19 protein-coding genes and 1 tRNA gene are annotated in these 23,973 nt (G+C 63.7%); 11 read left to right on the top strand and 9 right to left on the bottom strand.

Translation table 11 applies throughout. The features are described 5' to 3' along the window. Positions 1 to 189 precede the first annotated feature (189 nt). The 3 genes from ACXAF5_RS09150 to ACXAF5_RS09140 form a co-directional block, all read right to left on the bottom strand. Positions 190 to 264: transfer RNA gene (locus ACXAF5_RS09150), tRNA-Asn, on the bottom strand. 251 nt (positions 265 to 515) lie between these two features. Continuing rightward, the gene (locus ACXAF5_RS09145; protein WP_474946360.1) at positions 516 to 2,978 is read right to left on the bottom strand and encodes a hybrid sensor histidine kinase/response regulator; all 2,463 of its coding nucleotides are present in this window, start codon (positions 2,976 to 2,978) and stop codon (positions 516 to 518) included. Positions 2,979 to 3,019: 41 nt separating this feature from the next. Further along, positions 3,020 to 3,493, bottom strand: a complete 474-nt coding sequence (locus ACXAF5_RS09140) for a putative pterin-binding protein (RefSeq protein WP_239321749.1) — start codon at positions 3,491 to 3,493, stop codon at positions 3,020 to 3,022. 343 nt (positions 3,494 to 3,836) lie between these two features. Here ACXAF5_RS09140 and ACXAF5_RS09135 point away from each other — a divergent pair, with 343 nt between their 5' ends. After that, positions 3,837 to 4,451, top strand: a complete 615-nt coding sequence (locus tag ACXAF5_RS09135) for a response regulator transcription factor (RefSeq protein WP_239321751.1) — start codon at positions 3,837 to 3,839, stop codon at positions 4,449 to 4,451. A 430-nt stretch (positions 4,452 to 4,881) separates the two neighbouring features. Here ACXAF5_RS09135 and ACXAF5_RS09130 read toward each other — a convergent pair whose 3' ends face one another. Then, positions 4,882 to 6,147: a glycosyltransferase family protein gene (locus ACXAF5_RS09130; protein ID WP_474946359.1), complete on the bottom strand. Its 1,266-nt coding sequence runs from the start codon at positions 6,145 to 6,147 to the stop codon at positions 4,882 to 4,884. Between the two features lie 403 nt (positions 6,148 to 6,550). On the opposite strand from ACXAF5_RS09130, the gene ACXAF5_RS09125 reads away from it, so the two are divergent. Beyond that, positions 6,551 to 6,883, top strand: coding sequence for a TfoX/Sxy family protein (locus ACXAF5_RS09125; RefSeq protein ID WP_239359022.1), 333 nt, complete (start codon positions 6,551 to 6,553; stop codon positions 6,881 to 6,883). Positions 6,884 to 7,089: 206 nt separating this feature from the next. On the opposite strand, the gene ndk is transcribed toward ACXAF5_RS09125, so the two are convergent. From ndk to ACXAF5_RS09110, 3 genes are all read right to left on the bottom strand, one after another. Next, the gene (gene ndk / locus ACXAF5_RS09120) at positions 7,090 to 7,512 is read right to left on the bottom strand and encodes a nucleoside-diphosphate kinase (protein WP_239321757.1); all 423 of its coding nucleotides are present in this window, start codon (positions 7,510 to 7,512) and stop codon (positions 7,090 to 7,092) included. Positions 7,513 to 7,662: 150 nt separating this feature from the next. Then, on the bottom strand, positions 7,663 to 8,874 hold the full coding sequence (locus ACXAF5_RS09115; RefSeq protein WP_474946358.1) for a multidrug effflux MFS transporter: 1,212 nt from the start codon (positions 8,872 to 8,874) through the stop codon (positions 7,663 to 7,665). Between the two features lie 106 nt (positions 8,875 to 8,980). Next, positions 8,981 to 10,570, bottom strand: coding sequence for a DUF2235 domain-containing protein (locus tag ACXAF5_RS09110; RefSeq protein WP_474946357.1), 1,590 nt, complete (start codon positions 10,568 to 10,570; stop codon positions 8,981 to 8,983). 189 nt (positions 10,571 to 10,759) lie between these two features. Between ACXAF5_RS09110 and ACXAF5_RS09105 the strand changes: the two genes are divergently transcribed. The 4 genes from ACXAF5_RS09105 to ACXAF5_RS09090 all read left to right on the top strand — a co-directional run bounded on the left by ACXAF5_RS09105 (position 10,760) and on the right by ACXAF5_RS09090 (position 15,076). Then, positions 10,760 to 12,622, top strand: a complete 1,863-nt coding sequence (locus ACXAF5_RS09105) for an ABC-F family ATP-binding cassette domain-containing protein (RefSeq protein ID WP_474946356.1) — start codon at positions 10,760 to 10,762, stop codon at positions 12,620 to 12,622. Beyond that, on the top strand, positions 12,619 to 13,242 hold the full coding sequence (locus ACXAF5_RS09100; protein WP_005613274.1) for a MarC family protein: 624 nt from the start codon (positions 12,619 to 12,621) through the stop codon (positions 13,240 to 13,242). Before ACXAF5_RS09105 ends, ACXAF5_RS09100 begins: the two co-directional genes overlap by 4 nt. A 49-nt stretch (positions 13,243 to 13,291) precedes the next feature. Then, positions 13,292 to 13,873 (top strand): retropepsin-like aspartic protease family protein, encoded by a 582-nt coding sequence (locus tag ACXAF5_RS09095; protein WP_474946355.1) that lies wholly within the window; start codon positions 13,292 to 13,294, stop codon positions 13,871 to 13,873. 168 nt (positions 13,874 to 14,041) lie between these two features. Beyond that, positions 14,042 to 15,076, top strand: coding sequence for a TDP-N-acetylfucosamine:lipid II N-acetylfucosaminyltransferase family protein (locus ACXAF5_RS09090; protein WP_474946354.1), 1,035 nt, complete (start codon positions 14,042 to 14,044; stop codon positions 15,074 to 15,076). Positions 15,077 to 15,117: 41 nt separating this feature from the next. Here the strand turns inward: ACXAF5_RS09090 and ACXAF5_RS09085 are convergent, their stop codons facing one another. Then, entirely contained in the window at positions 15,118 to 15,582 is a 465-nt protein-coding gene (locus ACXAF5_RS09085; RefSeq protein WP_474946353.1) for a DNA polymerase III subunit chi, read from the bottom strand. A 7-nt stretch (positions 15,583 to 15,589) separates the two neighbouring features. After that, on the bottom strand, positions 15,590 to 17,062 hold the full coding sequence (locus ACXAF5_RS09080) for a leucyl aminopeptidase (RefSeq protein WP_474946352.1): 1,473 nt from the start codon (positions 17,060 to 17,062) through the stop codon (positions 15,590 to 15,592). A gap of 222 nt (positions 17,063 to 17,284) precedes the next feature. Here ACXAF5_RS09080 and lptF point away from each other — a divergent pair, with 222 nt between their 5' ends. From lptF to pdxA, 5 genes are read left to right on the top strand one after another with little or no spacing between them, the layout of a single operon-like run. After that, positions 17,285 to 18,418 (top strand): LPS export ABC transporter permease LptF, encoded by a 1,134-nt coding sequence (gene lptF / locus ACXAF5_RS09075; RefSeq protein ID WP_474946351.1) that lies wholly within the window; start codon positions 17,285 to 17,287, stop codon positions 18,416 to 18,418. Beyond that, on the top strand, positions 18,415 to 19,521 hold the full coding sequence (gene lptG, locus ACXAF5_RS09070) for an LPS export ABC transporter permease LptG (RefSeq protein ID WP_239321773.1): 1,107 nt from the start codon (positions 18,415 to 18,417) through the stop codon (positions 19,519 to 19,521). The genes lptF and lptG overlap by 4 nt, the downstream gene beginning before the upstream one ends. After that, positions 19,505 to 21,730 carry an LPS-assembly protein LptD gene (locus ACXAF5_RS09065; RefSeq protein WP_474946350.1) on the top strand — a complete coding sequence of 742 codons (2,226 nt, stop codon included), beginning with the start codon at positions 19,505 to 19,507 and terminating at the stop codon, positions 21,728 to 21,730. Before lptG ends, ACXAF5_RS09065 begins: the two co-directional genes overlap by 17 nt. Further along, positions 21,688 to 22,965 (top strand): peptidylprolyl isomerase, encoded by a 1,278-nt coding sequence (locus tag ACXAF5_RS09060; RefSeq protein ID WP_474946349.1) that lies wholly within the window; start codon positions 21,688 to 21,690, stop codon positions 22,963 to 22,965. The genes ACXAF5_RS09065 and ACXAF5_RS09060 overlap by 43 nt, the downstream gene beginning before the upstream one ends. After that, entirely contained in the window at positions 22,962 to 23,942 is a 981-nt protein-coding gene (gene pdxA, locus ACXAF5_RS09055; RefSeq protein WP_474946348.1) for a 4-hydroxythreonine-4-phosphate dehydrogenase PdxA, read from the top strand. Before ACXAF5_RS09060 ends, pdxA begins: the two co-directional genes overlap by 4 nt. Positions 23,943 to 23,973: the final 31 nt, after the last annotated feature.

Below are 23,973 nucleotides of genomic sequence, written 5' to 3'. Positions count from 1 at the left end.
GCAAGACACTTGTTATTTCGTTAAGTCGGGAGAGACCGCCGGCGCGATAAAGGGACCGCAAAATGCAGTATTTTAGTAAAACACGGATCCGCACCGCGCCTTGGGCTACGCCTTGAAATGAGGCGCAACCACGCATGAAGAAACCGCCTGGGAATGCGGCTGTTGTCTGCTCAAAACACTAGGGAATTTTGGCTCCGGCGGTAGGGATCGAACCTACGACCAATTGATTAACAGTCAACTGCTCTACCGCTGAGCTACGCCGGAGTGTGAAGGCCGATATAGACGCCACAGGCGGGGGCGTCCAGAGGAAAAAACGCGCTTGAAACCAGTTTTTTGCCGCGTGGTCCGGTCAAGTGCTGGCGGGTACCACACGGCCGTCGTTCCAGCCGGACACTACCTGGCAAGTGATGGCGCTCGCTCGATATTCCTGTCACCAGTTCCCCATCCCAATCACATGCCTCGGATCGACCCACATGCGGCTGCGCCGGGGGCACAACGCGCCATCAACACGACATCTAACGACCGACATAACGGTTCAGCAGACCGTCCGCGTTTTCCCAGGCCTGTCGCAACCCGTCCAGGTTCGGCATCGCGTTTGTATTGGCTTGCTCGATGGCCAGCATCGATGCGCGCAGATCCGCAAATCCCAGAACCGCCGCAGACCCCGCCAGGCGGTGCGCTTCCTGACGGTGGCCTTCGGTGAGTTCCGTGCTCTGCCCGAGCACCTCGTTGAGGCTCTGCATGTCGCTGCGGAACTCCGCCAGAAAATGTCGGGCTTTCTCCGGGCCAATGGCCTCAACGAACTGCGCAATATCCGAATCCTGGTCCGCATGTGGCGGCGCAACGGCAGCGCCACCCCCGCGCCGGGCCACAAGATCGGCGAGAGCAGCGCGGTTGATCGGCTTGGTCAGAACCTCGGCGAACCCGGCCTTGACGATCCGCGCGTGGTCCTCGGCCGCCGCATGCGCCGTCAACGCCACCAGATCGATCCCTTCTGCCAGTTTTTCCGCGCGCACCCGCCGCAACACCTCCATACCATCCACGTCCGGCATGCTGATATCGGACAGGATCAGATCGAAACGCTGCGCGGCAATCCGGTCAAGCCCCTCGGCGCCTCCGGCGGCTGAGACCACCTGATGCCCCAGATCGGTCAGCATCTTTTCCAGCAACAGCCGGTTGATGTCATTGTCCTCGATCACCAGCAGGCTCCGGGCCTCCTGCCCTGTCTGCGTTTGCGCGACCTGGGCCGGTGCCGCCAGTTCCGCCTGAGGGAGCGGGATCGTAAAGGAAAAGATACTGCCCTCGCCCGGTTCGCTTTCGCAGTAGATTTCGCCCCCCATCATCCGCACCAGCCGCTGCGAGATTGCAAGCCCCAGGCCGGTGCCCTCGCTGCCGCGTTTGTAGCTGGGGTCGAGCATGATGAAGTCATCAAAGATGCGCTCCAGATCCTCCGGCGCGATCCCCTTGCCCGTATCTGCGACGCTGAACTCCACAACATCCGCCTCGCCGCGCAACACATCGACCGAGACTGCGCCATCTCGGGTGAATTTCAGCGCGTTCCCGATCAGATTCAGCAACACCTGCTGCAGCCCGCGGGTTCGCCCGCGCACCCCGGTTGGGGTGCCGATGCTGCAAAACACGCTCAGCTCGTTGTTGTTGCGGGCCGCGTTGGCCTGCTGGCTGTCCACGATGCTGCCGACCAGTTCCTCAAGGTCAAAGACACGTTCCTGTTCCGGTTCGGCACCGGCCTCGAGGCGCGACAGCTCCAGCACATCGTTGACATGATGCAGCAGCAACTCTCCGGACACCCGCATCGCCTGCAGATACCGTGCCTGCTCAGCCGAAGGGTTGCCATCCTCAAGAATATCAAGAGAGCCCAGAATGCCCGTCAGCGGCGTGCGCATTTCATGGCTCATCACCGTCAGCAGCTTGTCCTTGGCGCGCTCTCCCGCCAGCGCATCGTCGCGCGCCCGGCGGAGTTCCTCTTCAGCCTGCAGGCGTGTTGAGATGTCGCGGATATAGCTCACCAGAACGGGGCTACCGCCCGACCGGCTGATTGTCAGCGACACCTCTACCGGCAGCGCCTCGCCGGATTTGCGATAGGCGGTGAGCTGGATGCGTCCGTCACCGGCATCCGCGGCCACCGACGCCTGACCGATCAGGGTTGGATCAACGTCCACCAGCGTCTGGAAGGGGCGCCCCAGGGCCTCCTCCACCGTATAGTCGAACATGCGTTCCGCCGCGCCGTTCAAGGCGGTGATCCGCCCGTCTTCATCGGCCATCAGGATGGCGTCCAGCGAGGAGGTGACCATCGCCTCGGTGCGCGCGGCCTCTTGCGCCTGAAGATGGGCCAGCCGCTGCCCCCGCCGATAGAGAAACAAAATCACCAGCGCCGTCAGGGTGAGCGCGAAGGTCAGCGTGATCACCACCACCGCCAACCGGAGGAACAGCTGGTGCAACCGGCCGCGCTCGTCCCCGGCGGCGGCGGCCTGCAGCACCACCCCCATGAGGGCGAGATCGCGGACATCGTCGCCCTCGTCGCGGATCAACTGACGCAGCTCTGCCATGCGTGACAACAGGGTTTCATCCGCGGCATCGATCAGCGCCGCCTGCTCGTTCAAGCCCTGACGCAGACCCTCAAGCAAATCGCTGCCTTCCGGCGTCTCGCGAATACCCGCATAGGAGGAGCTTTCCCGAAAAGTGGCAATGCGGCTGTAATAGATGTCGAATTGACGGCGCAATGCGCGCAGGTCCGACGGACCCTGCACACGCGCGGCGGCTCTTTGGTATTTGAGAAAATCGACCTCGGCCTGCGACAAGGTCCATTGCAGGTTATCCGTTGCCGCGGATGACAGCGCCTCCAGCCGGGTCTGCACGTCCTTGCCCAGCCGAAAGGCCTGCACCGCCAGCAGCATCAGCACCACGGCAGCGCCGGTCAGCAGCAGACGGTACAAAGTGTGGGCCGAGGGGCGGGTCACAGGCGAGAACTCTCCCTATACTCCGCCGCATGTCGGGCGGGTCATTTCACGGTTATCCGATTCAACTGCCAGATGCTGCGGGAAAACACCTCTTCGGTGCGGAATTCCGCGCCATCGTCATAGGGGTAAATCACCCAGAGCGGCCCCTTGTCCCGCAGCGACATGGTTTCACCATTGCGCAGATAGGCAATGATCGGGCCGCCGGGACGCACGTCGGACATCGGAATTTCCACGGCATAGTCGTTCACGGCCGCAGCTTCGAGGGTACCGCTGTCGACCCCCACATGGGCCATCAGCCTGTCGAGAGGCACGCCCACGAATTCCTGCAGGCCGTCGCTCCAGATGGTGGTGGTTTCGATCTTGCGCTCCCCAACCGCGCGCAGGTCGGCGATCGAGAATTCATGACTGTCGCTGTCCGTGCGGAGTGTCAGCACGATATCATCCTCCGCAGCCGCCACCGGCAGGGAAACAGTGAGAGCAAACACCGCCATGAGGGCGGACAAAAGGCGTTTCATGAAGTGTCTCCTTACGCAAACCATACCCAGAGCGGGCGTGGGAGGATACTGGCACACCCCTGCCGCGAGGACATGAGCGCCTGTGTATAGTCTGCTAGACTTTCGTATAATATCGGTAAACTGCCGCACACAGGAGGCACCCGGTTGCCCCGGCCCGGACCTCTTGAGAGCGAATTAAACTCGACTCACCCGCCACAATTCAGCGGTTTTGGGGATTCAGGAGTTCGAAATGCAGAATACAAACACAACCGTTGAGTCAGAAAATGAGTCAGAAGTTGATAGATTCGAAACGTTTACGCCTGTAGGGTCATATCAGAACAGTGAAAACAGGTTAAATGGCGATATGCGTATCCTTCTCGCAGACGATCATGACATGGTCCGTGACACCATCTCCGCTTATCTAACTTCGGAAGGCGGAGCAGAGATCACCACAACCACCGACCTGCCACGCGCCATGCAGGAACTCGAGGCAAACGGACCCTATGATCTGGTTCTGCTCGACTACAACATGCCGGGCATGAACGGGCTGGACGGGCTGCAACGGGCGCTCAAGGCAAATGGCGGCCGGGGTGTCGCCATCCTCTCCGGCAGCGCGCCGACGCGCACCGCCCAGGAAGCGCTTGATGCAGGTGCGATCGGTTTCCTGCCCAAGACGATGGGGGCGCAATCGCTTCTCAACGCCGTGCGTTTCATGAGCGCGGGCGAAATCTATGTCCCGGTCGAGCTGATGCGGCAAGAGGCAGCGGCCCCGGCCCACCCGCTGATTGCGCAGCTCAGCCCGCGCGAGGTCGAGGTGCTGAATGGTCTGTGCCGTGGCCAATCCAATAAGGAAATCGCCCGCGACCTGAACCTTCAGGAAGTCACCATCAAGCTGCATGTGCGCACGCTGTGCCGCAAGCTTGATGCCAAGAACCGCACCCAGGCGGCGCTCACCGCCAAGGAAGCCGGCCTGTTCTGATCGAAGGCGACGCGTTCGCGTCTCCTCTCGCACCCGCTTTCGGCACACCGACATCCAGGCCCGATGAAACCCGCCCCTCCACGCCCGCCTCCCGGGCCGGGGCGCGTTTTGCGTATTGCGTCGATCCCCTGTGATTGGTCTCCCCCTGCCCCCGGCGCGTGCCGGAAGCCTCTCCCCTGCGCCGCAAGAAGGCTCTGGTAGCCCCAAACTCTGCACCGCCGGGCGTCCGCAACCAATCGCCCCGGATACTTCGGCCGCGCCCCGGTCGGCACCGCCGCGCCGGCTGATTTGCCCCGGTGCCGATCCGATCACACTGCCCTTCCCGTCCTGTCGCGGAACGCCAGACAGGGACGCCTGAAACAAAAGAGACGCCCCGCGTGGGCGCGCGGGACGTCTGAGTGCCGTTGTTGCCTTGATCAGAGGGGGGGAGTCAGGCAACTCCGGCGGGGGGAACAATTCCAGCGCGATCTGCGACATGCGCCGCTTCCGGCAGGGCGCTGACATGCAGCTGGATCAGTTGGAGCGGCGCCGATCCGGGGTTTTCGATCCGGCGCGAGCGACCGGCGGGCACGCGGGCGCTCTGGCTTTCCCAGACCAGGCGGACATGGTTGCCGAGGGTGATGAGGGCGGCTCCCTGCACCACAACCCAATGCTCGGCGGCCCCGTCTCCGGCGCAGAGCTCGACGCTTTCGCCCGGGTTGACCAGCAGGCGTTGAAGCGAGAACCCCGGCCCCATCGCCAGTGTCTCCTTGCGGCCCCAGTCATGCTCATCGCTGCGGGCACTCAGTGCATCGCCCGCCTCAGCCTCCGCGAGGCTGGCGTAAACCGACATCATGTCCGCGGCGTGGGGATGCGCGCCTGCCGCCTGCCGTTCTGCGGCCAGGTCCGCCTCCCAGGCGGACAGGTCCTGCCCACCGGAGTGACGTTCCGCGTCGCGATCCCGATCCCAGTCGGCATGCACGCTCCAGTCCACATCCAGCTGCACGGCCACGAGATTATCCGCCTTCTGCGCCACCGCCCGTTCGAAGCTGAGCGTTTTGATCCGGCGATAGGTCCGATCCTCCAGCAGCGTCGCCTCGCCGATGCGGCTGGCACGCTGCGCCGCATTCTTCACGGCCAGGAAAATCCGGCTGGCATGGCGCTTGTAGGCAGCAAGCAAGGTATCCACACGTGCAACATAGATCCCCAACCCGCAGAGGTGATGGTTACCGTGGAACAGGCCTGACAGCATCGGCTGCCGGTCCGACGTGAGCACACGGTCCACCGATACCGGCGCCGAGGACCGCGGCGCGCTTGCGACTTCGAGCAGGCCGTGCCCCATGTAGGCGCGGCTGCGGCGCTGCCCCAGCATCACGATCTCACCACGCTGGGCGGCAGGGATCGCATGGCACAGGGCGGTGTCCAGTTGCTGCGCATCGGCAAAATCGGCGCTGGCCGGGGCCACCACCACCAGCGCATGCGGCCGATCACGCAGCGCCATGAGCGCGCTCAGCACCGCCGCGGCCGGTTTATGCTGCTCGGGTTCCAGGATCAGGCTGCTGCCGGCGACGCATTGCGCCTGACGAGTGGCCACCGTGGCGCAGTCCCGGGTCGCGACCACCAGCGGCGGCGCAAAGACATCTCCAGACAGGGCCGTCAACAGCCGCTCAAACCGGCTGGGCACCCCTGGGGCGTCTTCAAAGTGCAACGGGGTCATGTCAGACTCTGCAACGCTGGACGGAAGGGGCGTACCGGCGAGAATAATCGGGTGCAGCATGGGAACCTCGCTTGCTTGGTATATCATTGCATACAGTTTTAGACGAAGACGCGTCACAGACCTTCCTACCCAGACGTCGCTCTGCCCCTTGCGAAAGCATAGCGCTCCCCCTTTAGGATAGGTGGGAACCGCTCCGAGGGTCACAAATTTACTGAATTTATTGGTATCAGTCTTTGGCCGCGGAAATGCTAACAAGCATTAACCATGATCTTTCCAACCAATTGGAATCATTAACCAAGATCAGATCTGCCGCATGATTTCCGATTCCGCGCCAGCTCCCGTCATGACGGTGCCGCCGAGTTCGGGGCTGACGTTCCCGCCCGGGTGCGTTAGGCTCAGCCGCATGAGCTCGATCACCTCCATTCGCAATCTCGGTCCCGCCTACGAACAGGCCTGTGCCCGCGCCGGCATTCACAGCGCCGAGGAACTGCGCGCGCTTGGGGCTGACGCGGCTTATGCAAAGATGCTGCAATCTGGCAGCAAGCCGCATTTCATCGGCTATTACGTTCTGGTGATGGCCCTACAGGGGCGCCCCTGGAATGACTGCAAGGGCGACGAGAAGAAGGCGCTGCGCAAACGGTTCGACGCGATCAAGGCGCGCTCCTTTGACAGCGGGCAATCCGCCCTGGATGCGATTTTGAACGAGATCGGCGTGGTGGAACGGCGCCCCGGCTAAAGCCTATCCCGCTGGCACGCCCCGCCCGCTGCCGGGTCTGCCGCTGTTGACCCCTGCCCCTGCGCCGTTGACCACTCTGGATCGCAGGAGGGAACCGCTCTGCTGGATATAAGAAAACCGCCACGCGCGGGCATGGCGGTTCTGTAGCACAGGGAGTGGTTCAACACTGAACCAATCTCTCTGTTGATTGTTTGATGGCTAAACGATCAGCCAACCAGCTCGATGCCGGAGAAGAAGTAGGCGATTTCCACAGCCGCGGTTTCCGGTGCGTCGGAACCGTGCACGGAGTTTTCACCCACGGATTCGGCAAATTCGGCACGGATGGTGCCGGGAGCCGCGTCCGCCGGGTTGGTGGCGCCCATGATTTCGCGGTTCTTCGCGATGGCGCCTTCGCCTTCGAGCACCTGCACAACCACCGGAGCGGAGGACATGAATTCGCACAGTTCATCGTAGAAGGGACGCTCGGCGTGCACTTCGTAGAACTTGCCTGCCTGCGCTTTGGTCATGTGGATGCGTTTCTGCGCAACGATGCGCAGGCCCGCTTCTTCGAATTTGGCGTTGATCGCGCCGGTCAGGTTACGGCGGGTTGCATCGGGCTTGATGATCGAAAAGGTGCGTTCCAGTGCCATCAGGCGATCTCCTTGGGACATTCACGGGTCGATTAAGTGTCGCAGAGCCCGTCTGTGCGGACGCCGCAACGATCTGGCGCCGGGTAGCACGGCTGGTGCCGCATGGGAAGAGGGCTTGTCGCGCCGGGCAGGTGCAAATCGCCGCCCCGATCAGGATTGGGCGGGTTCCAGCGGATCGGCGGCATCCACGGCCATCACGTAGAGCGCCGAGACCAGCGCTAGCAGACTGGCCGCCAGCATGATCCCCAGAACCATGAAAGGCGCATTGTCCGGCGCGACCAGAACCCCTGTCATGGAGGTGAGCGCCGCGCCCAGCGCCACGGTGAGGGCCCCGGACAGCCCCGCCGCACTCCCGGCGAGTTCGGGACGCACCGACATCAGGCCCGCGCTGGCATTGGCAATGGTCAGCCCGTTGCCCAGCCCGACGCAGATCGCAGAGCCAAAGAACACCCATTCGCTGCCCTGCCCGCTCCAGAACAGGCTCAGGCCCAGCGCCGGCCCGGCGCTGGAAATCACGCGCCCCACCAGCACCAGGGACAGCAGCCGGACCCGCTGCGCCAGCAGCCCGGTCACGAAATTCCCGGTCATGAAGCCCGCGGTGATAATGCCGATCCCCAGCCCCACCATGGCCGGGCTGAGGTCGAACCAGGCCGCAGCCACCAGCGGCGCGCCGGTCACGAAAGAGTAGAACCCGCCGATGGAAAAGGCGACGCAGGCGGAGTAGCCCCAGAACCGGCGTGACGAGAACAGACGGGGATAGAGGCGCAGCTGCGAACCAAAGGTCGCGGAGCGGGTGGTATTGGTCTCTCCCATATCGGCCCAGGTGAACAGCATCACGCCGATGCCCAGCGCACAATAGAGCCAGAACCCCGCCCGCCATCCAAACGCCATGTCGAGCGCCCCGCCGATCATCGGCCCCAGCATCGGCGCCAGCGCCATGATCATGCCCATGTAGCCAAGTTTGCTCGCGGCGGCGCTGGGGGCATACATGTCGCGGATCACCGCACGCGACACCACCTGCCCGCTGATGATCGCCCCTTGCAACAGACGAAACCCGAGGAACACCCAGATGTTGCTCGCCAGAGCACAGCCGGCAGAGGCCACCACAAAGAGACCGCAACTGACCAGCATGACGGGTCTGCGCCCGTATCTGTCAGAGAGCGGTCCCATCAGGATCTGCAACACCGCGGAGACAGCGAGGTACCCGGCCACGGCGAGATTGGCGAGCGCGTAGTCCGCGTCAAACGCCGCCGCGATCCCGGGCAGAGACGGCAGGAACATGTTCAGCGATAGCACCGACAGCGCGGTGCCGAACACAAGCGTCATCAAGGTCGGGGGCGATTGTGCCGCGCGCAGTTTCATGATGTGGTGTCCCGTCCTCCACAGGCCGGGCGCGAAGGCAGCCGGCGGCCGACGGTCAGTGAACCCCTAAACGCTCGCTGATACAAGGCAGGGATACAAGGCTGGTTCAGCGCAGCCGTGTGACCTCGACCGAGAGCGTGCCGGCATTGTTGCGGTACATATGCCAGGCATCATTGGCGAACAGGTAGAAATAGCCGCTCTCGCTGGCCGTGAAGGCGTCCTCCTGCGCCAGTTGGTGTATCTCGTGCGCGGCAACGCCCTCGCCATGCTCGCTGGCGCCCTGACCATTGGCCACCGCTCCGATCAGGGCGAACCACTGCGCGGTATCGACGCGACGGGCAAAGATCACATCGGCCTTGGCCAGCCGCCTGATCCGGCGCAACCCGCGGCGCAGCGCTTCGGGGATGGTCGCCAGCAGATAGGCCAGCTTGCCCAGATGTGCTCCCGCACGCGCGCCATCGGCAGTTGCGGGAATGGAGGCGTCCAGCCACTCCCCCCGTGCCCGTATCCTGTAGCGCCCGCCCGCCTCGATAAACAGACCGGTGGCGTTCCAGTGCTGGCGCGCATGGGCGGCGACGGTTCGGGTCTGCCCCGGGCGTAGCACACAGGTTGGCCAGTAGCTGGCTTCTCCCGGCGGCGGGGTGAGGTGGCGGGCATAGACCGACGGGTCAAACCGGGTGCGGCTGCGCCGGTCGGATACCGTGGCAGCGTCCGGTGTCAGCTCCGGCACCGCGCGTGGACGGGTCGGCCGATAGCGGAACAGGCCGAGGCGGGACGTGTGCCGCCGCGCAAAGGCATCGGGCGCCAGGTGCCCTGGTGCAATCTCGCGCAGCCCGAGCCCCCGGGAGCGGGATTCTGTCAGCATCCACTCCAGCGTCAGATCCCCAAGGCCGCAATCGGCATAGCTGCCCCCCACATCACCGTGAACGCCGGGGAACCAACGCTGCTCCACATCCTGACCCGGTGCCCAGCTGGTCCACAGGGTGGGCGTGAAATCGTGACGCCGCTCGTCCATGGCCAGCGCGTGCCGGGCACATCGCACATTGCCGCCCAGCTCGGTGTCGCGAAACCCGTGTTTGCGCGGATCGCCCAGCAGCAGCCGCAACAGCCCCTTGTCATCAGGAATGCCCAGCGCCCCGACTGTGTCCCAGACCCCGATGAAGGCAAAGCCGACCTGCCCCGGGTCGTGAAAGCGCACCGCCCCCAGGGGACGCTCCTGCAACAGGGCGGCCTGCAAGGCGGTCTTTTCCGTTCCGGCCTTGCGTGATTGGTAGCGCTCCATCAGCCGGGTCACCACCTGCCAGGGGTCCTCATAGGGCGACAGGTGGTCCGGACGCAGATCGGCAAGCCCGACGTTGGACACCATGCCGGCAAGGCTGCGCACGGTGTAGGCGCCGCGGCTGAAGCCGAACAGAAAGATCTCGTCGCCGGGCGCATAGGTCTCCGCCAGGAATTTATAGGCGCTCATGATGTCATCTTCGAGCCGCAAGCCGATCGCCCCGCCAAGCACGCGACGAAAGAGGCCCCCCGAGGTGCCGACCCCGGTGCGATAGTAGCCCAGCTGTTCGGTACCGGCGGCGTCGCGCGCCGCCACCAGCGAATGCAGCTTGGCCACATTGGTCGGTGTCGGCGTGCCGTCCCTGTGCTGGTCGGCGGTGTTCCAGGTGCCATCACAGCAGATAATCAATCGGCGCATCTCAAAATCCCCCCGCAGCCCGTCAATGCGAGTCCCTCCCCGCTCCGGCATGCTCAAATGCAACCTAGGGTAACACGGAACCCGGGTGCGCCAAGGCTGGAATTCCCCCTGCAGGCGCGGCCGGGCTTTGCCGCGCCGAAAGACGGATAGTCATTGACCCCCCGCGCAGGTTTCGACATGAGAGGCATCATGCTCAGGATCGATAACATCACCTATTCCGTCGAAGGCCGCCCCCTTATGGAGGAGGCCTCTGCCACTATCCCAACCGGCCACAAGGTCGGTGTCGTGGGCCGCAATGGCACCGGCAAATCCACCCTGTTCCGCCTGATCCGCGGAGAGCTTGCGCTGGAAACCGGGTCCATCACCCTGCCCTCTCAGGCGCGTATCGGCGGTGTGGCACAAGAGGTCCCCTCGTCGGACACCTCCCTGATCGACACCGTGCTGGCAGCCGATACCGAACGAGCGGCGCTGATGGCCGAGGCCGACACCGCAACCGACGGCGCCCGCATTGCGGAAATCCAGACCCGGCTGGTGGATATCGACGCATGGTCCGCCGAGGCCCGTGCCGCCTCGATCCTCAAGGGGCTTGGCTTTGACGATCAGGACCAATTGCGCCCCTGTTCCGATTTTTCCGGCGGCTGGCGGATGCGTGTGGCGCTTGCGGCGGTGCTCTTTGCACAGCCCGACCTGCTGCTGCTGGACGAGCCGACCAACTACCTCGACCTTGAAGGTGCGCTTTGGCTCGAAAGCTATATCGCGCGCTATCCGCATACGGTGCTGATCGTCTCTCACGACCGCGGGCTTTTGAACCGGGCGGTGGGGGCGATCCTGCATCTGGAGGATCGCAAGCTGACGCTCTATCAGGGCACCTACGACACCTTTGCCGAAACCCGCGCCGCGCGCATCGCCGTGGCACAATCCGAGGCGCGCAAACAGGAATCCCGCCGCGCCCATCTGCAAAGCTTCGTGGACCGCTTCCGCGCCAAGGCTTCCAAGGCGAAACAGGCCCAGTCCCGCCTGAAGATGATCGAGAAGATGAAACCGATCTCGACGCCGCAAGAGGCCGCGCTGCGGGCGTTCACCTTCCCGGAACCCGAAGAGATGTCACCGCCGATCATCCAGATCGAAGGCGGTGTCACCGGCTATGGCGATGTCGAAATTCTGAGACGCCTCGACCTGCGCATCGATCAGGATGATCGCATCGCGCTGCTGGGCAAGAACGGTCAGGGCAAATCCACCCTGTCCAAACTGCTCTCGGACCGGCTGCCGCTGATGGCGGGCAAGATGGTGCGCTCGTCCAAGCTGCGCATTGGCTATTTCGCCCAGCATCAGGTGGACGAGCTTTATGTGGATGAAACCCCGATCGACCACCTGCGTCGCCTGCGTCCTCATGAGGCCCCCGCAAAATGGCGCACGCGTCTGGCAGGCTTTGGCCTGCTGGCCGCGCAGGTCGAAACCGCGGTCGGGCGGCTGTCCGGTGGTCAAAAGGCCCGCCTGAGCCTGCTTTTGGCGACGCTTGATGCGCCCCATATGCTGATCCTCGATGAGCCGACCAACCACCTCGACATAGAAAGCCGCGAGGCGCTGGTCGAGGCGCTCACCGCCTATAGCGGCGCGGTCATTCTGGTCAGCCACGATATGCATTTGCTGAGCATGGTGGCGGATCGGCTCTGGCTGGTATCCGATGGCACCGTGGCGCCCTATGACGGCGATCTCGACAGCTATCGCGAAATGCTGTTGATGCGCGACAAACCCGCCCGCAAAGCGGATGCAAAAGCCGCCTCCAAGCCAAAGCCCAAACGCGCCAGCCGCGATCAGATCCTTGCCCTGCGCAACGAGGTCCGCAAGGCCGAGGCCCGCATCGAGAAGCTGACCGAGATGCAGGACAAGCTGGACGAGAAGCTCGCCGATCCGGAGATCTACGAGTCGAGCCGCGCCGGTGACCGGGCGGTCTGGCAGAAAAAACACGCCGAATGCATGGACGCGCTGGACCGCGCCGAGGAATTGTGGATGAAGGCACTTGAGAAACTGGAGGTCGCCGAGGCGCAATGATCGACACCGCGTTCCTGATCACCTCATTTGTGACGCTCTTTGTGATCATTGACCCGATCGGGTTGATGCCGGTGTTTCTGGCGTTGACCCAGGGCATGACCAGCAAGCAACGCCGCGCCATCGCCATTCGGGCCTCCATCACAGGGGTCGGAATCCTCGCGGTCTTTGCGCTGTTTGGCGAAAGCGTTCTGGGCTTTATCGGCATTTCCATGCCGGCCTTCCGCGTTGCAGGCGGCATTCTCTTGTTCCTCACCGCGCTCGATATGCTGTTTGAGCGCCGCACCGCGCGTCGTCAGCACCAGGGCGACGAGATCGCCCCCGAGGATGATCCCTCTGTCTTTCCCATGGCCATTCCGCTGATCGCGGGGCCCGGCTCCATCGCCACGGTCATCCTTCTGACCGGGCAGCATCCGGGCATCGAGGGCTTTGCCTCGGTGATGGCCATCGTGGTGGCGGTGATTGCGCTGATGCTGGGGATGTTCTCGATTTCGGGCCTGCTGGAGCGTCTGCTGGGTCCCGTCGGCATCAATGTGGCAACCCGTTTGCTGGGCATGCTTCTGGCCGCGCTTTCGGTGCAATTCGTGCTGGAAGGTCTGCGCGCCTTTGGCTTTGCCAGCTAGACATAGGTGCGGTGAACACCTACCTCCCTGATATGGAGGACAAAGACCGATGAATTCAGACGATATCGGCCAGCTGGTCTACCTCATCGCATTGCTCGCTGCTGTCGGGACATGGGTGTTCGTGCAAAACCGGCAATCGCTGGGCAAAACGGTCCAGCAGTTGATGATCTGGGGGCTGATCTTCCTTGGCGTGATTGCCGCCTACGGCCTGTGGGGAGACATCCGCTCCACCGTGCTGCCGCAGCAGGCCGTGCACTCTGACGGCGGCCAGATCAGCGTGCCACGCGCGCGCGATGGTCATTACTACCTGACATTGCAGGTCAACGGCGATCCGGTGGATTTCCTGGTCGACACCGGTGCCAGCGACATGGTGCTGAATGCCGAGGACGCCCGGCGGATCGGTATTGATCCCGCAAGCCTTGCCTATCTCGGGCGCGCGATGACCGCCAATGGCGAGGTCCGCACCGCGCGGGTGAAACTGGACAGTGTGGCGCTCGGCCCGATCACGGATCGCAACGTCTCCGCCTGGGTCAATGAGGGCGCATTGGAGCAATCCCTTCTGGGCATGGGGTATCTTCAACGGTTTTCCGGTTTCGAAATCCGCAACAACACCCTGGTCCTGACACGTTAAGGGACCGCGCCGTCGCGATACCTGCGCCGCGACCATCGTCAAATCCGGCGCAAAAGACTCAAATTTCCTTAAAATCTGTAACGCCTTTTAAAGATCTGTCCGCTACCTCTGCAAAGGTGACACCCGGCGATCAGCAGGATCGCCCACCCAAGACGAGCTGATGACCCCATGAAATACATACACGTGATCCCGGACAGCAATCATCTGGTCAGCCTCGCCAAGAACCTTGCCGACATCAAGAGCGCCGATGACCACGAGATCATCGTGCTCCCCTCCACCAGCCATCAGAAATCGTTTCTGGACACCAGCAAGGAGTTCTGGCCCTCCGTCGCGATGTTCACCGGCAATCTGAGTTTTGCACCAAACGACATTGTGGTTCTGCACAGCCTGTTCCTGAAGCAATCCTTCGAGATCGCGCAGCAACTGATCCAGCGACGCGCCAATCTGGTCTGGTGCATGTGGGGCGGAGACCTGCATATGGTCGCCCAATCTCCGGGCGGGATTGAGTTTCTGAACCGGTTTTCCTGCGTGGTCTCCTTCTGTGGTGAGCTGATGCTCTATCCGCAGATCACCCTCCCGGAAATCCCTGGCTCCTGCCACAAGGTCGACAGCACCACCACCCAAGCAGAGGGGATGGAGAAGGAAAAACTGATCATCCTTGGCAATTCCGGAGATCCCTCCAACGACCACCTGTATCTTCTGGAGCTGGCCAACCGTTTCAAGGAACACCGGGTCCACATTCCCTTTGCCTATAATGTCACGCCCGAATACCGGGCGCAGGTTGTGCAAAAGGCCACCGAGCTGGGTATGCTGGATCGCATGTACCTCCAGGAAGAGATGCTGCCGCTGGAACAGTACAATAGCGTTATCGCCCGGGCGGAGCTGTTTCTGGCCGCACATAACCGCCAGCAGGCGCTGGGGTCGGCCGCCAGCGCCTACCTGAACAATTGCCGCGTCTTCATGCGCCGCGTCATCACCACCCCAAGCGGGCGAACCATGGCCAACCCCGGCTACCTGCAGATGCTCAATTTCGGCTATGTTGATGTCGAGGATATTCGAAGCCTCGAAAACGAGGACTTCCGCAAATCCGTTGAGGCCGCGCCCTTCGTTCAGAACCAGGTCGTCGACGTCACTACGCAATCCACCGAAAACCGGGCCGCGGTCTTTGAGAGGATGAAGCATATTTGCAATGGCAGAGGCTAGCAGGCCCGGGCCTGGCGTCACGGGCAGCTGGGGCGAGGTGATCAGCCCCCGCTTTCGGCCTTTTTCTCCCAGCGCCCGCTTTCCTCGGACCAGTACTGCGCCTGACATCCAGCGGCGGTCAGCGCCTTCCACTGACCACGCGCGTGCTGCACCGCCTCCGCGTCGGTGCCATCAAACAGGATACACACCCGATCCAGCGTGGTGACTTCCTCGGGCGCAACCTGCGCGCCGTCGATGCTCATCACGCAGTTCGCCTTGTTCGGCGCCTCGGCCGAGGTGGTCAGCAGGATCGGTTGCAGCGCGTCATGGGGGCCACCCGCCAGCCCGTGCGGCAGGAAACTGGCGTCCCCGCCCAGCCAGAGTGTATCATCCAGCCACGCCAGCCGCTCCGGATCACGTCCGCGCACGGCGATACGCCAGCCCGCGCCCCGCGCCTTGTCCAGCAAAGCAGGCAGCGTTTCCTGCAAGGGCTTGCGGGTCAGGTGATAGAAATAGGCGGCCCCCATTGCGGTCTTACTCTGCCTCGAACTGATCTTGTACCAGACGGCTCAGCGCCATCACGCCCCAACCGGTCGCCCCTTTGGGCGCATAGGCGGTGTTGGATTTGACCGAGGCCACACCGGCGATATCCAGATGGATCCAGGGTGTGCCGTCCTTGATGAAACGTTGCAGGAATTGCGCCGCCGTGATTGATCCCGCCGGGCGACCACCGACGTTTTTCATATCCGCCACATTGGATTTGAGCTGATCGTCATAGGCCTGCCCCAGGGGCATCCGCCATGCGCCTTCGCCCTCGGCCTCGGCGGCCTTGAGGAATGCAGAACAGAGCTTGTCGTCATTGGAGAACACGCCCGCATTGTCATGCCCCAGACCGATGATGATCGCGCCTGTGAGGGTGGCGAGATCGATGACACCGGCCGGTTTGAACCGCTCCTGCGCATACCAGATCACATCACAGAGCACCAAGCGCCCCTCGGCGTCGGTGTTGATGATCTCGACGGTGTCGCCCTTCATGGATTTCACCACATCACCGGGGCGGATCGCCGTGCCGGAGGGCATGTTTTCCACAAGCCCCACAAGCCCCACGACATTGGCCTTTGCCTTGCGCAGCGCCAGCGCCCGCATGGTGCCCGCAACAACGCCCGCGCCGCCCATGTCCATGGTCATGTCTTCCATGCCCGCCGCGGGTTTCAACGAGATGCCACCGGTGTCAAACACAACGCCCTTGCCGACCAGCGCCAGCGGGGCTGCGTCCTTGTCGCCGCCGTTCCATTTCATGACAACAACCTTGGAGGGGCTAGCAGATCCTTGGCCGACACAGAGAAGCGTGCGCATGCCGAGCTTCTCCAGCTCGGCCTCATCCAGCACCTCCACCTCAAGACCAAGCGCCGTCATTTCCTCGAGACGCGCGGCAAATTCGGTGGTGGTCAGCACGTTTGCAGGTTCGTTGACCAGATCACGGGTCATATGCACGCCTTCGGCCACCGCCAGAAGCGGCGCAAAGGCGGCTTCGATCTCTTCGGGCTTGTTGTGGCCGATGGTCACGGTGCCAGGCGTTTCGGCGTCCGCGGATCTATGCGCATCAAAGCTGTAACTGCGCAGCGCCAGCCCCAAAGCCAGATCGGCGGCACGGGACATGTTCCCCGCCTTCACCGTCAACGCTTTGTTGCCCCGCGCTTCGGCCAGTTTTGCGCCTGCCTTGCGCGCCTCGATCGCGGTGATGCGGCGGGGCAGCACAACAACATGCAGGGCCTCTACCGCCAGACCCGCAGGCCATGCCAGCGTGATCACCTGACCGGTCTTGGCCTTGGCAAAACCATCGGAGGCGATCAGACGCGCCACCGCGCCCTTGCTCAGGCGATTGGCGCTGCGGGCGGCCTGATCCATCGTGCCTTCGGGCGTGACCATCACGGCCAGATGGCCTTCGACCTCGGCCAGAGATTTGGGATCGAAGGGGGAAAAACGGATCGGTGTGAGCGCGCTCATTCGGGTCTCCTGTGGTTGATCTGCTCTTGTCGCCGCTTGCGCATCTGGCTGACAGTCCCGTAACAGGTAGCGGTTGACCGAGATGAATACCAGAGCGGGCAGACCGGCGCGCCCAATCCTTGCCGATCAGGCAGGGGCCCGGGAAGATTGCAGTTTTCCCGCCCGCACAATTCCTCTAAGGTCCGGCGAACAGTCCGAGCGCAAGATCTATGGGGGGATCGGGTGTCACGCTACGACAGATATGTGCTGTCGCAATATCTTTTGTTCTTTGGCTTTTTTGCCTTGATTCTGGTGGCCGTGTTCTGGATCAACCGGGCCGTGAGCCTGTTTGACTGGCTCATCGGCGACGGGCAAGGCGTGATGGCTTTCCTTGAAATCTCGGTTTTGAGCCTGCCGAACCTCGTGCGTATGGTGCTGCCGCTGGCGGCCTTTGCGGCGACGGTCTGGGTCACCAACCGGTTGAATTCCGAGAGCGAACTGACGGTATTGCGCGCAACGGGGTCGAGCCCCTGGCAATTGGCCCGCCCGGCGATGGCCTTTGGCGTGCTGACCGCCCTGATGATGTCCGCCCTCAGCCTGGTGCTGCTGCCCGCATCGCTGGCGCAGATGCAGGAACGGGAGGCCGAACTGTCGCGCAGCGTCAGCGCCAAACTCCTGAAGCCCGGCAGCTTTCTGCATCCGGCGGACGGTCTGACCTTTTTCATTGGCAGCATTGACGACGATGGCACGCTCAACAATGTGTTCCTGACCGACCAGCGCGCCGCGGCGATCGAGGTCACATATACCAGCGACAAGGCCTATCTGGTGCGTGATGGCGACGGCGCGCATCTCATTCTGGTTGACGGGCTTGCGCAGCGGCGAAACCTGGAGACCGCGCAGCTGTCGACCACCGCCTTTGCCGATTTTTCTTATCCCATCGGGCGCGTCACCCCGGAGATCGGCGACGGGCCCCGGCCGCTGCGCAGCATTCCCACGCGCGACCTGCTGTATGACCGGGCGCAGATCACCGCCACCGAGACACATTCCCCCGGCGCCCAGGCCGAAGAGCTGCACCAGAGATTCGCGCGGGCCGTGGTGACGCTGGCCGTGGTGATGATCGCCGTATCGACACTGATGCTTGGCGGGTTCAGCCGGTTCGGCATCTGGAAACAGCTGCTGGCCGCCTTTGTGCTGCTGATTCTGATTGAAGGCTTGCGCGGCATCGTTGCCGCCCCGGTGTTGGAAGACGCGGCCATGTGGCCATTGCTCTATCTGCCCGCTGGCTTGGGGCTGCTGATATCGCTGGTGTTCCTGCATCTTGCAAGCCGGCCGCAGCTGCTTGCCAGAGGGCGCTCCCGCCCGGAGGGGTCGGCATGATCCTCGACCTCTATTATGCCAAACGGTTCCTGCAATGGTTCCTGGTCATCACGGCGGTGCTGATGAGCCTGGTGATGCTGATTGACCTCAGCGATCAGTTCCGCCGCTTTGACAGCCAAGATCTGAGTTTCTGGCAATTGTTCGGCCTCACGCTCCTGAACGCGCCCGCCGCCCTCAGCCAGTTCCTGCCGCTCATCATGATCCTCACGACGATCGTGCTCTTTGTGGGGATGGCGCGCAGCAGCGAACTGGTGGTGACGCGGGCGATCGGACGGTCGGGAATCCGGGCGCTGATGCCACCGGTAGGCGTGGCGATGGTGATCGGCGGACTGGCTGTCAGTACGCTCAACCCGATCGAGGCGGTCACCGCCAACCGCTACAAGGCGCTGGTCGAGGACTATCGCCAACCCGGATCGGCGGCCGCGGTTTCCCTGACCGGCGAGGGCCTGTGGCTGCGACAGGGCGGGCAGAACGGCCAATCCGTCATCCATGCGGTCAACTATCACGGCGATGCGCAGAATCTCGTGCTCTATGATGTGTCGATCCTCTCCTACGCGCCGGAAGGGGGGCCGGTGCGGCGCATCATGGCACAGGAGGCCTGGCTGGACGGCGCGGACTGGGTGCTGCGCGATGCCAAGGTCTGGCAGCTGGTGGTCGGAGTGAACCCGGAGACCAGCGCCCGGCGCCATGACGAGTTGCGCCTGCCCACCACCCTGACCAACGAGCGCATTCGCGATACGCTCAGCTTTTCCGAAGGCATCTCGATCTACGAACTGCCGGAGACCATCGCCTCTCTCGCCGAAGCCGGATTTTCGACCACGCGGTTCCGCGTCTGGTTGCAGGTTGAGCTGGCCCGCCCGCTGTTTCTGGTCGCCATGGTGCTGGTGGGCGCTGCCTTTACCATGCGCCACACGCGGCTGGGGGGCACCGGGGTCGCCGTGCTGACGTCGGTGCTGCTGGGGTTCGCGCTCTACTTCGTCCATAACTTCGCCCGGATCCTTGGCGAAAACGGACAAATCCCGGTTCTGCTGGCGGCCTGGGCGCCGCCGGTGGCCTCAATACTTCTGACAATGGGACTGCTCCTGCATGCCGAAGACGGTTGAATTCAAGAACTGGCGGCGAGGAGCGCTGCTGTCCACGGTGCTGCCCCTGTGGCTCGGCCTGTTGCCGGCGCCCGGGATCGCACAGCCTGTGGCGCCGCCGCCGTCGCAGGCCAGCGCGCCGGCCATGCTGGTCGCCGACCGCGTGTTCCTGTCACCGGATCGCAAGCTTGTTGCCGAGGGCAATGTGGAGGCCTTCCAGGGGGATGTGCGGCTTCAGGCCCAGCGGATCACTTATGATCGCGACAGTGGTGTGCTCAACCTTGAAGGCCCGATCCGCATCGACCAGAGCGGGTCGGTGACAGTGCTGGCCAACGCCGCCGAACTGGACAATGGCCTGCGCAACGGGATTCTGCGCGGCGCCCGGCTGGTGTTCGACCAGCAGGTGCAGCTTGCGGCCCTGCAGATGACCCGGGTCGAAGGGCGGTATTCCCAGCTCTACAAGACCTCTGTCACCTCCTGCGACGTCTGCGATGACGGCCGCCCGCCGCTCTGGCAAATCCGCGCGGAACGGATCACCCACGACCAGGTGGAGCGGCAACTCTATTTCGAAGGCGCGCAGCTGCGGATCAAGGATGTTCCGGTGTTCTACTTTCCGGCGCTGCGCCTGCCGGACCCCAGCCTGGAACGCTCCACCGGGTTCCTGACCCCGTCACTGTCGAGCGACTCCAACCTCGGCGTCGGTGTCAAGCTGCCCTATTTCGTGGCCCTGGGGCCGCATCGCGACCTCACCATCACGCCCTATATCTCTGCCAAGACCACGACCCTCGGCCTGCGGTACAGGCAGGCCTTCCGCAACGGTCGGATCGAGCTCACCGGCGCCTTCAGCCGTGACGACATCCAGCCCGACGACGGGCGTGGCTACCTGTTTGCAAAAGGCAGCTTCGACATCCGGCGCGGCTACAAGCTGAGCTTCGATCTCAAGAGCGTGTCAGACGATGCCTATCTTGCCGACTACGATATTTCCGACACCGACCGGCTGCGGTCCAGCATCACCCTGTCGCGGGCCCGTCGTGACGAGCTGATCGAAGGCACGCTCTATCACTACAAGACCCTGCGCGGCACCGAGGATCAGGCGTTTCTGCCCGCCACCATCCTGACCGGCACATTTGAAAAACGCCTGTTTCCCAACCGCATCGGCGGCGAATTGCGCCTGCGCCTGAACGCCAGCCACTTCAACCGCCCCTCCTCGCAGGAGGCCACCGCGACCAGCGCCAACGGGCGCGACATGACCCGAGTGTCCGCCGACGCCACCTGGCTGCGCAGCTGGATTCTGCCCTGGGGCGTGCAGGGCAGCTGGACGTTGGGTGTCGGGGTGGACAGCTTTGCGCTGGCCGATGATGGCGCGTTTGACAACGAGGCCACGCGCGTCACTCCCAAAACAGCGGTGACCTTTCGCCGCCCCATGGCACGCCAGACCGCCTCCGGCGCGGTTCAGATCCTCGAACCCATCCTGCAGATCGGCTGGACCAAGGTCAGTGGCGACAGCACCCCCAACGAGGCCAGCAATATCTCGGAATTCGATCAGGGCAACCTGCTCGCCTTGTCGCGGTTTCCGGAAACCGATGCGCGCGAGGACGGGCGCACCCTGGTTTACGGCGTGAACTTCTCGCATTTTGATCCCAGCGGCTGGCAGGCCACCGGCACCATCGCCCAGATCCGGCGCGAGGAGGCGCAACCCGGCTTTACCTCCTCCTCCGGGCTGGACGGGCGCAACTCGAACCTCCTGCTGGCGGGCCAGATCGGTTTGCAGAACGACCTGACCCTCACCGCGCGCGGCATCCTCGACGAGGAGTTCTCCGTCACCAAGGCCGAATTCCGCGGGGATCTGCACCGCAACCGCGTGACCCTCGCCGGGAGCTACCTCTGGCTCCAGGCCGACCCGGAGGAAGACCGCACCGAGGAGACCTCGGAACTGTGGTTTGACGGCGCCTATGACCTGAACGAGACATGGCGCGCCGGGGCGAATATGCGCTACGACATCACCGATGGGCGCGCGACCCGGGCCGGGCTCGGCCTGACCTATCGCAATGAATGCGTCACCCTCGACCTCTCGGTCAGCCGTCGCTATACCTCAACCACAAGTGTTGAGCCTTCGACAGATTTCGGATTTACACTCTCGCTCAACGGATTTTCCGTGAAAAGCGCGACCACAACAAGCAGGCGATCATGCAGCAGAACGTACCCCCCCGCCGGATCACCCGGATCCTGACCACCTGGACCCGCAACGCTGCTGGCGCGGGCGCCCTGGCGCTGGCAGCGCTGTCGCTTCCCTCCGCATCCGCAGTCATGGCGCAGGGGCTGTTTGCTCCGGTTGTGATCGTCAACGAGGATGTGGTCACCCAGTATGAACTGGAACAGCGCGCGCTGTTCATGTCCGTCTTGGGCTCCGCACAGGGCGACCCGCTGGAAGAGGCCCGCGAAGACCTGATCGAGGACCGCCTGAAACAGGATCTGCTGAACGAGGTCGGTCTGACCCTGTCCGAGGCCGAGGTCACCGAGGGCATGCGCGAACTGGCCGGACGTGCGAATATCCCGCTGGACCAGTTCCTGGCACGGCTCCAGCAGGCCGGTGTCGCCCCCGAGACCGTGCGCGACTTTGCCGCCGCGGGCCTCGGATGGCGCGAATATGTGCGCGGGCGCTTCCTCGCACAGGCGCGCCCCTCCCAAGACGAGATCGACCGCGCCATGGGCACGGCGGGATCCGGCAGCGTCCAGGTGCTGCTGTCGGAGGTCATCCTGCCGATGACGCAGGAAAACGCCGCCCAGGTTCAGGAACTCGCCACACAGATCTCCGAGCTGGAGACGCAGCAGGCGTTTACCGCCTCCGCCGCCCAGTTCTCTGCCGCCGACAGCCGCGTCGACGGTGGCCGCCTGCCTTGGATGCCGCTGACACGACTGCCCGCCCAGTTGCAGGAGGTGGTGCTGGGGCTGAAACCCGGAGAGATCACCCAACCGCTGCCCTTGCAGGGGGCGATCGCCATTTTCCAGATGCGTGGCCTGCGCGAAGTCGACGGACGCAGCACCAATTACGCCGCCATCGACTATGCCACCTACCGCATTCCCGGCGGTCGCAGCCCGGAGGCCCAGGCGCGCGCAACCGAACTGCGCAACGAGATCGACACCTGTGACGACCTTTACGGCATCAACAAGGGCCAGGCCCCGGAGCGCCTGGAGCGGATCAGCCGCGCCCCCTCGGAGATTCCACAGGACATCGCATTGGAACTGTCCAAGCTGGACGCCAATGAATCCTCCGCCGCCGTGACCCGTGACAATGGCCAGACGCTGCTGTTCGTGATGCTCTGCGGTCGCACCAGCGATGTCGTCGCCGCGCAGGAGAACGCCCGCACCACCGTCGCCAATGCGCTTGTCCAGCAGCGGCTGAATGCCTATGCCGACAGCCTGGTCGAGCAGCTGAAAGCCAACGCGCGGATCGAATACAAATGACCAGGCCCCCGCAGGTGATCGCGCTGTCCTGCGGCGAACCTGCGGGGATCGGTCCCGAGATCGCCGCCGCCGCATGGGAGGCGCTGCGCGCCGACTGCCCCTTTGTCTGGATCGGTGACCCCCGGCACCTGCCTGCCGAGACCAACTGGCAACAGGTCGCGTCCCCCGCCGAGGCGCTGGAGCTCTGTGCAACCGCCCTGCCCGTCCTGCCGCTCACTTTTGAAGGCGGTGCGACCAAGGGCACGGCTGACCCCAGGAACGCCGCAGGGGTCATCCAGTCCATCGAAACCGCAGTCGGGCTGGTCACCTCCGGTGAGGCGGCAGCGGTCTGCACCGCTCCGATCCACAAGAAGGCGCTGATTGACGGGGCGGGGTTTGCCTATCCCGGCCACACCGAATTCCTCGCCGCGCTTGCGGGCGTCGATCATGTGTTGATGATGCTTGCCAGCGCGCAGTTGCGGGTGGTCCCGGCCACGATCCACATCCCCTTGCGACAGGTGCCCGAGGTCCTGACCCCGGCGCTGTTGCGTCAGGTGATCACCATCACCGCGCAGGGGCTGCGCGACCAGTTCGGTCTCCAATCCCCCCGCATCGCGGTGACGGGCCTCAACCCGCATGCCGGCGAAGGCGGCGCCATGGGCAATGAGGAACTCGACTGGATCGAGACGCTGATTGCCGACATGCAGACCGAGGGCCACCGGCTCACGGGGCCGCATCCCGCCGACACGCTGTTTCATGCCGCCGCCCGGCGGCACTATGACGCGGCCATCGCCATGTATCATGATCAGGCGCTGATCCCGATCAAGACGCTGGATTTCGACAAGGGGGTCAATGTGACCCTCGGCCTGCCCTTTGTTCGCACCTCGCCGGATCATGGCACCGCCTTCGACATTGCGGGCCAAGGCCGGGCCAACCCGTCCAGCCTGATCGAGGCGCTGCGTCTGGCGCAATCCATGGCCGCCACGCGCGCGGCCTGAAGGGCGCGGACCACAGACAAACCTGCGCGCA

It is taken from the genome of Epibacterium sp. ABV4_022, from assembly GCF_056159345.1.
Note: the sequence above shows the minus strand (reverse complement) of the source record. Positions and strands in the feature narration are given on the sequence as shown.